The organism is Hamadaea sp. NPDC050747, assembly GCF_040654195.1.
GTDB lineage: Bacteria > Actinomycetota > Actinomycetes > Mycobacteriales > Micromonosporaceae > Hamadaea.
In genome coordinates, this window is record NZ_JBFAHM010000001.1 from 636,564 (window position 1) to 650,646 (window position 14,083).

Annotated in this window: 16 protein-coding genes; 15 read left to right on the plus strand and 1 reads right to left on the minus strand. The window is 68.1% G+C overall.

The features are described 5' to 3' along the window. Positions 1-4 precede the first annotated feature (4 nt). From AB0H43_RS03125 to AB0H43_RS03165, 9 genes are all read left to right on the plus strand, one after another. Positions 5-2,527: a phage/plasmid primase, P4 family gene (locus tag AB0H43_RS03125; protein WP_359995521.1), complete on the plus strand. Its 2,523-nt coding sequence runs from the start codon at positions 5-7 to the stop codon at positions 2,525-2,527. Next, the gene (locus AB0H43_RS03130) at positions 2,524-2,727 is read left to right on the plus strand and encodes a hypothetical protein (RefSeq protein WP_359995524.1); all 204 of its coding nucleotides are present in this window, start codon (positions 2,524-2,526) and stop codon (positions 2,725-2,727) included. The genes AB0H43_RS03125 and AB0H43_RS03130 overlap by 4 nt, the downstream gene beginning before the upstream one ends. Next, positions 2,724-3,149: a hypothetical protein gene (locus AB0H43_RS03135; protein WP_359995527.1), complete on the plus strand. Its 426-nt coding sequence runs from the start codon at positions 2,724-2,726 to the stop codon at positions 3,147-3,149. The genes AB0H43_RS03130 and AB0H43_RS03135 overlap by 4 nt, the downstream gene beginning before the upstream one ends. Before the next feature lie 169 nt (positions 3,150-3,318). Further along, complete coding sequence (locus tag AB0H43_RS03140; RefSeq protein WP_359995530.1) at positions 3,319-5,154, plus strand: DNA polymerase; 1,836 nt, start codon at positions 3,319-3,321, stop codon at positions 5,152-5,154. Positions 5,155-5,607: 453 nt separating this feature from the next. Continuing rightward, the gene (locus AB0H43_RS03145; RefSeq protein WP_359995533.1) at positions 5,608-5,934 is read left to right on the plus strand and encodes a hypothetical protein; all 327 of its coding nucleotides are present in this window, start codon (positions 5,608-5,610) and stop codon (positions 5,932-5,934) included. A 227-nt stretch (positions 5,935-6,161) separates the two neighbouring features. Next, positions 6,162-6,929 carry a hypothetical protein gene (locus tag AB0H43_RS03150; protein ID WP_359995535.1) on the plus strand — a complete coding sequence of 256 codons (768 nt, stop codon included), beginning with the start codon at positions 6,162-6,164 and terminating at the stop codon, positions 6,927-6,929. Positions 6,930-7,027: 98 nt separating this feature from the next. Continuing rightward, positions 7,028-7,174, plus strand: coding sequence for a hypothetical protein (locus AB0H43_RS03155; RefSeq protein ID WP_359995538.1), 147 nt, complete (start codon positions 7,028-7,030; stop codon positions 7,172-7,174). Beyond that, positions 7,171-7,401: a hypothetical protein gene (locus AB0H43_RS03160; RefSeq protein WP_359995541.1), complete on the plus strand. Its 231-nt coding sequence runs from the start codon at positions 7,171-7,173 to the stop codon at positions 7,399-7,401. Before AB0H43_RS03155 ends, AB0H43_RS03160 begins: the two co-directional genes overlap by 4 nt. Continuing rightward, a complete protein-coding gene (locus tag AB0H43_RS03165) occupies positions 7,388-7,984 on the plus strand; it encodes a sigma-70 family RNA polymerase sigma factor (RefSeq protein ID WP_359995543.1) in 597 nt (198 codons plus the stop codon). The genes AB0H43_RS03160 and AB0H43_RS03165 overlap by 14 nt, the downstream gene beginning before the upstream one ends. A 21-nt stretch (positions 7,985-8,005) precedes the next feature. On the opposite strand, the gene AB0H43_RS03170 is transcribed toward AB0H43_RS03165, so the two are convergent. Then, positions 8,006-8,710, minus strand: coding sequence for a hypothetical protein (locus AB0H43_RS03170; RefSeq protein ID WP_359995546.1), 705 nt, complete (start codon positions 8,708-8,710; stop codon positions 8,006-8,008). 139 nt (positions 8,711-8,849) lie between these two features. Here AB0H43_RS03170 and AB0H43_RS03175 point away from each other — a divergent pair, with 139 nt between their 5' ends. The 6 genes from AB0H43_RS03175 to AB0H43_RS03200 all read left to right on the plus strand — a co-directional run bounded on the left by AB0H43_RS03175 (position 8,850) and on the right by AB0H43_RS03200 (position 14,075). Then, positions 8,850-10,022, plus strand: a complete 1,173-nt coding sequence (locus AB0H43_RS03175) for a hypothetical protein (protein ID WP_359995549.1) — start codon at positions 8,850-8,852, stop codon at positions 10,020-10,022. Positions 10,023-10,142: 120 nt separating this feature from the next. After that, on the plus strand, positions 10,143-11,249 hold the full coding sequence (locus AB0H43_RS03180) for a hypothetical protein (protein ID WP_359995552.1): 1,107 nt from the start codon (positions 10,143-10,145) through the stop codon (positions 11,247-11,249). 90 nt (positions 11,250-11,339) lie between these two features. Continuing rightward, positions 11,340-11,654 carry a hypothetical protein gene (locus tag AB0H43_RS03185; protein WP_359995555.1) on the plus strand — a complete coding sequence of 105 codons (315 nt, stop codon included), beginning with the start codon at positions 11,340-11,342 and terminating at the stop codon, positions 11,652-11,654. 36 nt (positions 11,655-11,690) lie between these two features. Next, positions 11,691-11,948 (plus strand): hypothetical protein, encoded by a 258-nt coding sequence (locus AB0H43_RS03190; RefSeq protein ID WP_359995558.1) that lies wholly within the window; start codon positions 11,691-11,693, stop codon positions 11,946-11,948. Between the two features lie 103 nt (positions 11,949-12,051). Further along, the gene (locus tag AB0H43_RS03195; protein WP_359995561.1) at positions 12,052-12,231 is read left to right on the plus strand and encodes a hypothetical protein; all 180 of its coding nucleotides are present in this window, start codon (positions 12,052-12,054) and stop codon (positions 12,229-12,231) included. Positions 12,232-12,341: 110 nt separating this feature from the next. Beyond that, positions 12,342-14,075, plus strand: a complete 1,734-nt coding sequence (locus tag AB0H43_RS03200; protein ID WP_359995564.1) for a recombinase family protein — start codon at positions 12,342-12,344, stop codon at positions 14,073-14,075. Positions 14,076-14,083 lie beyond the last annotated feature (8 nt).

The following is a 14,083-nucleotide window of genomic DNA, read 5'->3' on the forward strand; positions in this document are numbered from 1 at the left end:
GACCATGGTGACTCTCGACGAGTTCCTCTCCCGCTTCCCCGAGGTGGTCGACGAGCCGGACGGCTGGGTTGTCCCGTGCCCGGCACACTCCGACTCTCGGCCGTCCCTGCGCATCGCCGTTTCGGAGGCCGGGAAGATCCTGCTCAAGTGCCGCGCTGGCTGCTCGACCGGCAAGCGCAAGGACGACGACCCCGACGGCATTATCGAAGCCCTCGGTATGTCGTGGGCCGACCTTGACGCGATCGAGCCCGGCGACGTGGTGACCCGCGCGACCTCGACGTCTCTCCCGGCCGGTCCCGTGCAGATCGCGGCGCTGGCGATGCGCCTCGACGCGTACGCCGTGCAGATATGGGACGAGAGCGAGTGGGGTAACGACACCTTCGCGGCTCGCCAGTACGCGGCTGACCGATTCGGCGTCGCGGACGACGACGTCCGCCGTCTCGGCCTCGGCCTCGCGTTCGACCTCGGCGGAGGCCCCCGCCTCGTCGTCCCGTTCCGCGACAAGGACGGCATCCCGCGCGGCTACCAGGCCCGCGCCCTTGACCCGGCCGCCAAGGTGCGGTGGCTCGGTCCGAAGTCGCCCGATGGCGCGAGCTGGGCGAAGCTGGCATGGCTCCCGGCCGACACAGGATGGTCCGAGGTGATCGTCACGGAAGGACCGGGCGACGGCCTGACCGCGTGCGCCGTCGGGTACGACACGATTGCCGTCCGGGGTGCGGGCCTCGCTGGCTCGGTCGCCGACGACATCGTGCGCATGGCGAGCGGACGCCCGATCGTCGTCTGCGGCGACGCCGACCCGGCAGGCGATAGCTTCACGCGCAAGCTCGCGGCCGACCTCGCGAAGCTGGGCGCTGCCGTGCGGAAGCTCCGCCCTCCGGTCGACGGCGACGACATCACCGCGTGGCGCGAGCGGCAGCCCGACACCTTCGCTACCGAGTTCGTCCGCGCCGTGCAGTCCGCGCAGGACCCGGGCGGGCTGCGTACGCGAATGGACGCATGGACGGACGGCGACCTGACCGACGTTGCCGCTGCTCGCCGTCTGCGCGAGCACTTCGAGCGGCTTCGCTCGGGTGTGAGGTACTCGCCCGAGGCCGGCTTCTTCATCCTCCGCGACGGCGTGTGGCGCGTCGACAAGCTCGACGAGGTTCGCACGCACGCACAGGAGGTCGCGCGCTCGATCTGGGACGAGGCCGCGGCCCTCGCCGAGGCGCTCGACGCGGTCGAGGAGGCGAACGACCCGGGCGGCGACGCGAAGGCACTGCGGGCGCGGGTCGGCAAGCTGAAGGCGTTCGCGAAGCACGCCAACTCGACGCGTGGCATCGACTCGATGGTGCGCGAGCTTCAGGCGCTCTCCGGCGTCGCGGCCGACGTGAACGACTTCGACAAGCAACATCACCTCTTGGCCGTGCGTAACGGCGTGGTCGACCTCCGCTCGGGCGCGCTGTTGCCGCACGATCCGTCGCTGTTGCTCACGCGTCGCGTTGACCTCGACTACGACCCGCAGGCGACCGCGCCGCGATGGGAAGCCTTCCTCGGCGAGGTCTTCCCCGACTATCCCGACCTGCCGGAGTACACGCGGCGGCTCGTCGGCTACGGCATTACGGGGGAGACCGCAGAGCAGTGCTTCGCGGTGCTGTGGGGGACCGGCGCGAACGGCAAGAGCGTCTTCACGGACTGCCTGACCGAGGTCTTCCGTGAGCTGACCGTGACCACGCCGTTCTCTACCTTCGAGGAGCGGGGGAGCGGCGGTATCCCAAACGACATCGCGGCTCTGAAGGGTGCTCGGCTCGTCATGGCGGCCGAGGGCGAGCAGGGGCGGCCGATGGCCGAGGCGGTGCTGAAGCGGGTCACGGGTCGCGACCTGATCTCGGCGCGGTTCATGCGGCGCGAGTTCTTCGAGTTCCGCCCGACGTTCCTGCTCATGCTGGCGACCAACTTCAAGCCGAGCTTCCGAGGCCAGGACGAGGGCCTGTGGCGGCGCGTGAAGCTCATTCCGTGGACGCGCTATTTCAAGCCGGAGGAGCGTGACCACAAGCTCGGCGACAAGCTCGCGGCGGAGGCGCAGGGCATCCTGACGTGGGCCGTCCGGGGTGCGGTCGAGTGGTACCGCGACGGTCTTGGAGACCCGGCCGCGATCCGCAATGCCACGGCTGAGTATCGGCAGACGAGCGACGCGCTTGCGGGCTTCCTGCCCGGGGTCTTCATCCGCGACGCGGACGGAACGGTTCCCGTCCGTGAGGTCTGGGACGCCTATCGCGAGTGGGCCGAGGAGGAGGCGCTTCCGCTCAAGGAACGGTGGCAGCGGAAGACGCTGTACGCCGCCCTCGACGAGCGCGGTATCTCGCAGTACCGCACGGCGTCCGAGCGTGGCTTCCGTGGGCTCCGGCGCACCAAGCAGGCCGACGAAATCCCCGGAGAAAGTCCGGCCGTATCGCGAACACCTGCTAGCCCCCTGGCGCATAGGCAGAGCGACAACCCACTAACCGGCGCTTCGCTCGCCGATGTGTTCCAAGGAGCTACCCCGTGAGCCGACGTGAGTACGAGATCTGTGCGGGCTTCCCGCGCGGTGATGTCCACTTCAAGATGCACCTCGACGACGAGGAGGCCGACGTCATTCGGTTCTTCGCTGAGCGCCTCGTCGAGGAGGCTGCCGGAGAGGGCATCGTCGATTACCTCGACGTCGTCGAGGTGAACCCCGAGGGCCTCACCAACGCGGACGTCGCATGACGACCCCGGGCGACGAGTGCGGCGTGAAGGGCGGGTGCCCTGCGTGCCCGCTGTTCGTGCACAACATCTGCGGTGACCCCGCGCCGACTGTGTCCATCGCCATCGACGGCTATGACGCAGTGAACGACGCCGAGCTACCCGGCATGTGGGAGGCCGCCGACTTCATGGGCGGGCTGGACGTGGTGCGCCCTGCTCAGGTCTGCGTGCAGACCCGGACGGGCGTAGTTCCTTGTGGGCACAGTGCGCTAGCCACCTCGCGCGAGGCGGTTGCCGCACTTCGAGTCTCGCGCATGAGCGGGGGCCGTCTGCTGATGGTCGAGAACGACGAGGCGGGCGCGTTCCACCCGGACGCGCCGGACGTCGACCCGGACGAGCCGCTCCCGATCGGTGGGGGGTGCTGCGGAGGTGCGTGCGGCGATTAGCGACAACCCGATCGTGGTCTTCCTTATCGGGCTGGCCGTGATCGTCGTCTTTCTGGCGCTCGTCAGGCCATCAGGCCGCGACTAGCTCACCCCCTAAGAGTCCCCCGGGGCGCTACGTGCTGAACGAAAAGCCGTGGCGCTTCGGGGGTATCTGCGTTTGGAGCCCTGATTGATCACGCTGACTCATCAGGTGGCGGGCGAAGAGTGCAAGATCTACTTCCCCGAGCGCCTTGAAGACCTCGACGGCTTCGATTCCTTCCTCGCCGCAGGCGACCGCGTCCTAGCGATCGACACCGAGACGACCGGCCTCGACGTTTACACGCCTGGTCACCGTCTCCGGCTCGTGCAGTTCGGCAACCGCGTCGAGGCGTGGGTGCTGCGCTGGGACATCTTCGCCGCCGCGATCCGCCGCGCACTCGGCATGCGCCGCCACTTCGTTGCGCACAACGCGCCTTATGACCTGCTCGTCCTCGACCGGCACGCGGGCGTGCGCGTCGAAGACCTCGGCCCGCAGACCTTCGACACCCGCGTACTCGCTCACCTCCTCGACCCGCGCGCCGAGCAGGAAGGCGGGCTCGGCCTGGCGCTCAAGCCGCTCTCGGCGGTCTACGTCGACCCGGGCGCGGTCGACACGGCGAACGGCCTGACGGCGCGGTTCCGCGCGCTCGGCTTCACGAAGGCGACCGGGTGGGCTGGCATCCCGATCGACGACGAGCTGTATATCCGGTACGCCGGCCTTGACGTCATCTACGCCCGTCGGCTCTTCGACGAGATCGCCCCGACCGTCCATCAGGTTGGGCTCGACCGGCTCTCGACCTTCGAGCACCACCTACAGGTCTGCCTAGCGATCATGCAACGCCGAGGGATGCGCCTCGACGTGGGGTACGTCGAGCGCCTCAAGCGGGACCTTCTCGCCGAGGCGGAGCGGCACATCCGGACGGCCGCTCAGTACGGCGTCGCCAACGTCAACAGCACGGCGCAGGTCGCCGCTGCGCTGCTCGCGATGGGGGAGACCCTCGACGAGCGGACAGCGTCCGGCGCACCGAAGGTCGACAAGGGCGTGCTCTTGCCGCTCGCAGATCTCTCGCTTCAGTGGGAGCGGATCGACGCCCGCACTCCCAACCCGCTAGCCGACGCGATCGTGCGCGGGAAGCGGGCCGCGAAGTGGGCGGAGACATACGCTCAGGCGTTCCTCGACCTCATGGACGCGGACGGCCGCCTACACCCGTCCATCGGCGGGCTCCAAGCGCGGACGGCGCGCATGTCGGTCTCCCGGCCGCCGCTTCAGCAACTCCCATCGTCCGACTGGACCATCCGACGAAGCTTCATCGCTGACCCCGGTCAGGTGATCATCGCGGCGGACTATCAGGCGGTCGAGATGCGTGTACTTGCCGCGCTCTCCGGCGACGAGACCATGAAGCGCGCTATCGCCGAGGGCGTCGACCTGCACAGCTTCACCGCTGAGCGCGTCTTCGGGCCGGACTTCACGAAGCAACATAGGAAGATCGCGAAGGCAGTCGGCTTCGGGAAGGTCTATGGCGGTGGCGCGACCACCGTCGCACGCCAGACAGGCGCGGACATGACGGCCGTGAAGACGGCGATGACCGCCTATGACGCGACGTTCCCCGGAATCAAGCGCTACGCCCGTCGCCTCATGGCCCGCGCCGAGTTCGGTAAGCGCGAGGTGGTCACACCCTCGGGCCGGCACCTACCGCTCGACCGTAACCGTCTCTACGCGGCCACGAACTACGTCGTGCAGTCGACCGCGCGCGACCTGCTCGCTCAGGCCATTGTCGACATCTTCGACGCGGGCATGGGCGATCACCTGCTGTTGCCCGTGCATGACGAGCTGATCGCGCAGGCCCCTCGCGAGTCCGCCGAGGAGGTAATCCGCGAGATCGGCCGCCTCATGGAATCCACTTTCTACGGCGTGCGAATCGAGTCCGACCCGTCGGTCTACGGCCCGAGTTGGGGCCACGGATACGGCGCACCTGAGTACCTGTAGTCACACCCCGGAAAGGACCGCATTAGCGCTATGATCCTTCGTACGCATGTTCGAGTGCGGGCCGTGAGCAGGCGAGGAGCGAGCGAGTGACCCCCATTGACACCGATCAGGATACGGACGCCGAGCTTTTTGCGCGCTTGCTCGACTTGCTCCGCCGAGAGGCCGACGCGCTTTCTGCGCTTTTGCCGACCGCGATAGAGGCCCAATGGACGATGTCCCCGACCCCTCGACCGAGGGAGGACACCACCGAACGGGCAAAAAACGTACGTTCAGACCCAACGGGTGACATTGCGCTAGATCAACACCGCCTCGACCTGCGCACGGAGGTAGTACGATCCGAGCGCGCGATACGGGGAGCGATCGTAGCCTTACGCGGCGCACGCGTCGGCCTCGTCCGTGCGGTAGCCCCATGGTCCGAGGAGGTCTAGCAGATTGCCCCCTAGCTCAGTCGCGTTGGAAACGTTCCAACGGACGTTGAAGATCTACCTCGCCACCCCTCCTCACTGCGCCAACCTCGCCGCCGTCGCCGCCGTCTGCGCCGCTCTCGCGGTGCTCGGGTGCGAGGTCGCGTTGCCGGCCGCCGCGCCGGAGGAAGCCGCAGGCGTCGAGGACGAGCTACTCATCACGGCGTGCGACCTCGACGCGCTTCTGATGGCGGACTACGTCGTGACCATGCCCGGCGCTGAGCGGCAGTGGGAAGCGACCATGGCCCCGGCGTACGGGGTGCCCGTCATGAGCTTGGCCAAGTTCGCTGACCTTGCGCCTACGCTGACACGCTGACCGCACTAACGATCATCGGCCCTCGGGAGTGACTCCCGGGGGCCGCTTTCCTTTCCGTGATCATCCGTTCGGATGGAATCCCCGCGATCTCCGCTAGCACACTTGCGCAAGTCGCCTAGCGCGAGCAATCTTGGTGCCGAGCAGCGCTGTTTAGCTGCGACTTAGAACACCCGTCGGAACGGACCGGTACCACCGGCCGGACCTCTTGCGCCCTTTGGAGGGTTGGTATGTCCACTTTCGATGCCATCTGGGAAGCGCCCGTGCAGCACATCGAGACCGACGCGGAGGAGGTCGAGCTGATTGAGGCCGCGAAGGGCGGCGACGAGACTGCGACGCTCCGCCTGCTCGCCTCGTACATGCCGCAGCTCCGCCGCGCGGTCGGGCACTACACCCGCGCCCTGTCGCTCGACGACGCCCGGCAGTCTGCGCTGTTGGGCTTCATGTCCGCGATCAAGGCGCACGACGTCAGCAAGTCGACCCGGCTTACCTCGATCCTCCGGCATCACCTCGACGCCGCCCTCTCGGAGGACGCCGACCAGGCGAACGGCTCCGGCTTCACCGTGCCGGGCCGGACGCTCGACCGCTGGCGTGGCATCGTCGCCGCAGCGGGTGGTGACTTCTCGGCCGCCGCGAAGCTCGCGCCGTCGCACGCGATGACCGAAGAGACCTTCTGGACGGTCTTCTCTGCGCTGTACCGCAGCAACTCGCTTCAGGCGCTCAACGTGGGGGACGGGTCCGAGCCGGTCTCACTGGTCGCCCCGCGCGAGATCGCGGACGCCGAAGATCGCGTGCTGGTAGATCTCGCCTTCTCCTCGGTCGACGCGATCGAGACCCTCGTAATCTCCCTCGCCTACGGCTTCGGCGACGAGGACCCCGTGCCGGACGCCGAGATCGGGCACCGTCACGGCTTCTCGCGGCTGAAGACCCTGCGCACGCGGCAGCGCGCGCTGACGAAGATGCGGTCTGCTCTTGGGGTAGATGCGCTAGTCGCCTAGCGCGGACCGCCTAGCGAAATTGGTCGGGGGCGAGGCGAACAGTCCGCCCCCGCCTGGCGCATAGGCCCTGTAACCGCTCATCACAGAGGAGAGACCCGATGATCACCGCAGATTCCGACTTCGCGCCCTCGGCCGATTACGACTACACCGACTTCGAGGAGCGCGACGCGCTCGAAGCCGAGGCCGAGGACGCCTTGCGCTCGCTGCTCTGGGACCTGCCCGCGCGGCCGGGAACGCGCCGATGACCGCCCGACACCGCCGCGTGGCGTACGGCCTCCGCGATCTGTGGTGGCGCGTCCTCGACGCCGTCGACTACGTCCGCGACTGGTACCGCGCCGAGTTCGGCCGGCCTGAGCCCGGGTGGGAGACACCCGAGGGCCTCGCTCAGCTCCGCGCCGCGCTCACCGCGAGCACCCTCGCCCGCCCAACCGTGGTCGCCGCTGCGTTGGAGGCCGAGCATGTCGAGCACTGAGACCCGGCCGTCCTTCGAGTCGGTCATGAAGAGCAGCGTCGCGCGCTCGTGGCTGAAGGGCTACGCGCGCAAGATGGCCCCGGCCAGCATCAGCCCGGACGACCTCGAAGCCGAGGGCATGTACGCCATGTGGAAGGCGTACGAGAAGGCCGACACCGCGAAGCGCGGAAGCCTCGACTCCTACCTGATTCAGGCCGCTAAGTGGCACATCCTGACCGTGCTCAACCGGCGTAAGTGGACGGGCCAGGAGAAGACCCCCGCGCCGCACGGCATCAACTCGAAGGGCGGCGTCATCCACGCCGACCAGGTCGAGCAGATGTACCCCGACGACGTCATGCGCGAATGGGACGAGGTCGCGGGCACCGAGCACGGTTACGCCGTCGCCGAGTTGGACGACATCCGCGCGGAGGTACGGGCTGCTGTTGCCGAGCTGAATCCCAACCAGCGTGACCGCGTGTTCCGTCGGTTCTGGCTCGACGAGGCCGTTTACACGTCGGGCAATTGGTGGAACGACCCGCGTTGGGGCGTCCGCGCAGTGCTCCGCGCGAAGCTCGCGCACCTCGCGCCGAACGGGACGGTATGAAAGCACCACACCCCGAGCCGGTCAGACTGGCGCGCCAACGTACGCGTCACACCTGACCGGCTTCGTGCTTACGATCAGGTCGCCGGTCACGAGGGCCTTACCCGAGGCCGGGATGGCGTCGGGGAATTCACTCGCCCCGCCGATGACCTTCCCGCCCGCGTCGAAGCAGACGAAGCCGACTCGCGCGTCTTGGAGCGGCTCGGTCGCAGGGTTCTCCGCCGTGAAGCTCGCCTTGTAGGTGCCGCTCGTCGACTTGATGGCGACCGGCCCCACCTTGACGCCAGCGAACGGCTTAGCGTCGGTCGTCGTCGACTCGACTACAACCGTGGCTTCCACCTTCGCGACCTTCGCTCCGTCCGGCACGGTGATCTGTGTCCCGATGGCGAGCGTCTCGCCGGCCTTGCTGAAGCCTTCCGTCTGGCTCTCGCTGGCGATCAGCTTCCCGCTCGCGTCCGTGACGTTGAACTGCACGACGACGAAGTGACCTTCCGCGCCGCCGTCGTTCCTCACCACGGCCGTGATCCACGCGTACTCGTCCTCTTGCCCGAAGCCCGACGTGACGACCGTCACCACGCCGGGCGCAGGGGACGACGCGGCAGGGGCGGGGCTGGCTGCCGTCGGCGCTTCCTCGCTGCCGCAGGCGGGCGCGAGGGCGAGGGGAGCGAGCAGCGCGAGCAGGCCGGCGCGTGGTCGGTTCATCGGGACTCCAATCGAGAGGGTCGGCAACCGCACAACATTAGGGCGTTCGCGCCGTCGGCGCGGTCCCGTGGCGGACTACCGACAACCGGCGCGCTTACCGACTTGCGCAAGTTGACTAACGTGAGTACAGTGACGTTTACACGCACCGCTTACGAAGGAGACCGAGATGACCGCCGCAGGAAAGACCACCGCCGCCGCCCTTGCTAAGCGCGTTGCCGCTGGCGAGCCCGTCCGAATCCTGGTCACGCACGAGTCCGCCGAGTCGGCGCGGATGTTCGACCGGAAGCCTGTTCTCGCGGCGGCCCGTCGGAAGACGGGAGTCATGACTCTCGTCGCGACCAGCGTTGAAGTCCGGACGTACCAGACCTTCCGCCGTAGCCAGCGTGACTACGTCTTCACCACATCGGAGGGCGTTATGGTCCTCGCGCCGGCCGAGACCGTGATCCTAGCCCCGGAGGACGTTGCCGCGATCAAGCGGGCACACGCTGAGGCGCTGGAGATGAACGCCGAGTTCGACCGGTCTGCCCTCGCCTGCAACAACGAAGCCCCCGCCGAGCCGGAGAGCGCCGAGGCGGACCCGCGTAACCCTGCCGTCGTTCACTACCAGGGCACGGACGGGAAAGCCGCGTGCGACATGGCGGCCCATCTCCTTGACGGCGTGGCGCATCGGGCCGTCAGTTTCAACGATGGTGACGAAGACGCTTCCTGTACGCAGTGCATCGCGTACGCCATGGAGGTCACCGCCGAGACCCCCGCCGAGCCCTTCGCCACCCGCGAAGAGTGGCTCATCGCCGCCGTTGACGCCATGCGCCCGATGTTCGCCGAGCAGGGCGCGGAGATCCCCGCCGTGCGCGTCTCGGTGGGCTGGCCGGGCGGGCGCGGCAAGAAGAATGCCGTCATCGGTCAGTGCTGGGCGTCCGCCGCGTCGGCTGACAAGGTGGCTCAGGTCTTCATCTCGCCCGTCCTCGACGACGCGGGCGCGGTCCTCGCGACGCTGGCTCACGAGCTGGTTCACGCGGTCGACGACTGCAAGAGCGGCCACAAGGGCAACTTCGCCCGGCTCGCGAAGGGCATCGGCCTCGCCGGGAAGATGACCGCCACGGTGGCGGGGGAGGAGCTGAAGCCGAAGCTCGCGGAGATCGCGGCCGGACTCGGCGCGTATCCGCACGCGAAGCTGCTCAGCTTCCCGGCCGGTAAGGGCGAGAAGACGCAGACAACGCGCATGATCAAGTGCTCTTGCGCGGACTGCGGCTACACCGCCCGCACTACGAAGAAGTGGCTCGACGAGGTCGGCGCGCCGATCTGCCCGTGCAACCGCGAAGAGATGCAGGTCGGATAGCTCGCACGCGACGGCCCCGGCTTCGGTCGGGGCCATATGCGCTAGCCGACTTGCGCAAGGCACCGTGCGCATGTAGGGTGTGTTTACACGCATGAACGACTTCCCCTTAAGGAGCCCCCAATGCGCCCCATGACTCCCGCCGAGGCCCTCGAATGGCTCGGCGACCTTGAGCGCCTGATCATCCCGGCTGCCGCCGTGGTCATCGTTGTCCTGGCGTTGCTCGTCCGGCGCGCACTCAAGCGTGGCAAGGCCGACGCCCTCGCTACCGGCTTCGCGGTCTCGATCGCTACCGCCTTCTCTGCGGAGGGCATGTACGAGGTCGCGACCGAGCGCCTTCACCTCTCCTCGATCCTCTCACTGGGACTCTTCGCTGTGGCCGAGGCCGCGATGCTGTCGGAGGCGATCCGCGCGAAGCGGCTGCACGACAAGGCCGGCACGCTCGGCATCCACGGCCGGGCAGTGTGGACGATCGCTGTCTGCGCGGGCGTCATCGTGAGCCTCAACTCGGGCAGCGTGGTCGAGTTCCCCATCCGCCTCGGTATGCCTATCCTCGTCGCCTCGCTGTGGTGGCTCGGCTTCCAGAAGGAAGCGACCCGCGCTCGAATCGCGAACGCGATTAGCTGGGCGATCTCGCCTCGCCGCGTGCTCGTGTGGCTCCGCCTTGCCGAGGCGGGCGAGGTGACCGTAACCGAGGCGGCGACGGAGCGGCTGACCGCCCGCATGACTGTGGCGGGCTTCCGCGTGGTCTCGGGCGGACGCCTCACCGCGCGGCGGACGCGCCGCCTCAAGCGCCTGGCGTTGAAGGCGTCGGATGAGGTTGTCGAGGAAGCGGCGCGGCGGATCGCCCGAGCCGACGCCATCGTGGCTCTGCTCACGCCTTCGTCCCGCCCGGCGTCCGCCCCGGTCCCGCCCGAGGACGCCATGCCTCCCGCCACGCCCGCCACGGCGGACGCCCCGCAGACGCCCCTGTTTGTGGCGGCCGACATCATCCCGGATTGGGCCGTCACGCGGGTTACCGTTCCTCCCGCCCCGTCGACCGGGCGGCCCGCCGAGGAGACGCGTTACCTCGCCGAGGCGCTGTGGTCGGAGTGCCCGAAGCGGACGCAAGAGCAGGTGGCGTACATCCTCGGGATGTCCCGCCGTGCCCTCCGCGACTCTGGCGCGACCAAGCCGAAGGCGGACGCCGCCCCGGCGCTCGCTCTGGTCGCGGCGAACGCAGCAGCTTAGTTCAGATGTGGTGCGCTAGGCGTCTTGCAAGAGGCGTCTAGCGCGTCCTACGCTCGACACAGCCCAGTGCCTCTATCGAAAGGACACGAGATGCACATTCGTACCCGCGCAGCCCTCGCGGTCGCCCTGACCACGGTGACCGTGCTCGGCACCTCCGCGCCGGCCTCCGCCGTCACCCGCCCCGGTCCGCCGCGCGTGCTCTGTGGCCCGGAGGTCTTCATCGGGAAGACGGCGGGCGTCGACAGTCAGGGCGGCTACATGCTGTACGCCTACAGCCTTCAGTGCGGCTCGACGACTTGCGAGCACCACTACAAGGTGCGAACCGACGGCACGGTCACCTTGGTATACAACTCCTGCCCGCCCGAGGCGGTCTCGCTGTCGCGTCGCGCAGCGCGCGCTGCCTGACGCCATACGTTCCCGCCACGAGACCAGGAGAGAGCCATGCCGCACTGGGAGTACAGAGTCAATGTCGCCGATGTCTGGCGCAATCCTGAGATGACTTTCGAGCAGCGTCGCGACAGCATCGTTGCGACCCTCCGGCGTAATCGGTGGTTCAAGATCGAGGGCGACGAGGGCTCCGAGCTTCACGAGGTGGTCGAAGGCCTGTCGCACGCGGACGACGCGACGGACTTCGATCACTTCTGGGATCAGCTCTATGACCTCGCGGACCTCGACCGCGCGTGGATCGCGACGTTCTGAAGTATCGTCGCTCATAGTTCCCTGCGTAGGCGGGGGTGCGGGAGCCCGGTCAACGGGACTCACGCCGATTGTGAGCTGAACGCCTACCCAAAAGGAGCCCGCAATGACCACGATCACCGACCTCGCCCGCGAGTACAACATCGAGCCGGAAGGGCTCCGCGTGGCCGTCGACATGACCGACGTCGAGCAGACCGCCCCGCTGACCGCCGAGCAGGAGGCGTTCATTCGCGACGTCGTCGAGAACACGGACGAGGACGGCGTCTACCACGTCCCAACCGCGTAACCCGCACAGCTCCGCAGCCCGCCCCGGTTCGCCGAGGCGGGCTTTTTGCTGTCTAGCGCGAGACGGCTAGCGCGTTTGCGTGAGGCGACTAGCGCGTCTACCCTGGTCGCATGACACCCCCTGTATGGGTAACCGGCACGGCAATACACGTCGGCGGTTACGTTCGCCAGTCAGCGGCACGGGAGAACAAGTCCGAGGCATCACCCGCGACGCAGCGCGCCGCGAACCGTGCGAAGGCCGAGCACTACCCGGGCGCGGTCTGGGTCGACAGCTACGAGGACATCGGCATTAGCGGCTTCAGCGGCGTCGAGCGGCCCGAGTTCGAGCGGCTGTTGAACGACTGCCGGGCCGGCCGCGTCAACATGATCATTGTCTACTACATCAGCCGCTTGTCGCGGCTCGACCCGCTCGACGCAATCCCCATCGTGACCGAGCTGCTCAACCTCGGCGTCACGATCGTCTCGGTAACCGAGGGCGAATTCCGGCGCGGAAACCTCATGGACCTAATCCATCTGATCATGCGCCTTGACGCCGCCCACAGTGAGAGCAAGAACAAGAGCGTGGCCATTCGCGGCGCGAAGGATGTCGCCCGGCAGCTTGGCGGCTTCGTCGGTGGCAAGGCCCCGTACGGCTTCAGCCTCGGTCAGGAGATGCGCGCCAACGCCGACGGGAAGCTGATCGCGGTCAACGTGCTCGTCGAGAACCCGGACGAGGCAAAAGTCATCCGCCACGTCAAGGATCAGATAGACCGGCACGGACACGAGCACTACCAACCGAATAAGCACCGACGGCACCCCGGCTCACTGTCCGGCATCTGCAAGATGCTCAACGACGACGGCACGCCGACCCGAGGCAACACGGTCGGCAAGGAGACGGCCGATAGTTCGTGGCACCCGAAGACGCTGATCCGCATCCTTCGCGATCCGCGCATCGCTGGCTACGCGGCCGAGGTGGTCTACAAGCCCCGCGCAGACGGCCGCAAGAGCAAGGTCATCGACCGCTACCGGATCACGCACGACCCCGAGACGGGCGAGCCGTTGCGTCCTTGGCCCGCGATCATCGACCCGGGGGAGTGGCACGCCCTACAGCTCTGGCTCGACGGGCGGGGACGAGGACACGGCCTATCGCGTGGTGCGTCGCTGCTCGGCTCGGTCGGCGTTGCGTACTGCGAGTGTGGCAAGCCAATGAAGGCGAACAACGCGCCGCAGCGGCGCGTGAACGCAGCCTACGCATGCACGCTTGACCGGCGTCGCCGCCAGCCCGGAGACCACCCGGGAACGTGCGCGGTCAGTCAGCGCGGCCTCGACGACCTCGTTGTGCGGCGCATCTTCGCCGTGATCGCGACAGCCGAGGACGACGAGGACTCGCTTGCGATCGTCGCGGAGGCAACGCGCATGTTCGGTCTCGCCGCGCAGGACCCGGCGATGATCGGGGAGCGCAACCGCCTTGTCGCGGAGCGGGCCGACGCAGCGCAGGCGCTTGAGCTGCTCTACGACGACCGCAAGGCGGGCGGCTACTCCGGCGACCTCGGGCGTAAGCGGTTCCTCGCGGAGGAGGCAGCGCTCGGTGGGCGGTTGGCAGAGATCGAAGAGCGCATTGCCAGCCTCGAAGCCTCGATCACGCCTACCCTGCCGATCGGGGAGTGGCTCGGCGAGCCTGGTAGCGACCCGCTCGGGCCGGGCTCGTGGTGGGCCGGCGCGCCCCTCGCCGAGCGTCGCCAGTTCGTGAAGCTCTTCGTCCGGCGCATCACCGTGCGGAAGTCAGCGCACAAGGGGCAGGCGGGACGGGTCGAGGAGCGCGTTACGGTCGAGTTTGCACAGCCAGCCAGCGCACCCGAGGAGTAGGTACCTAA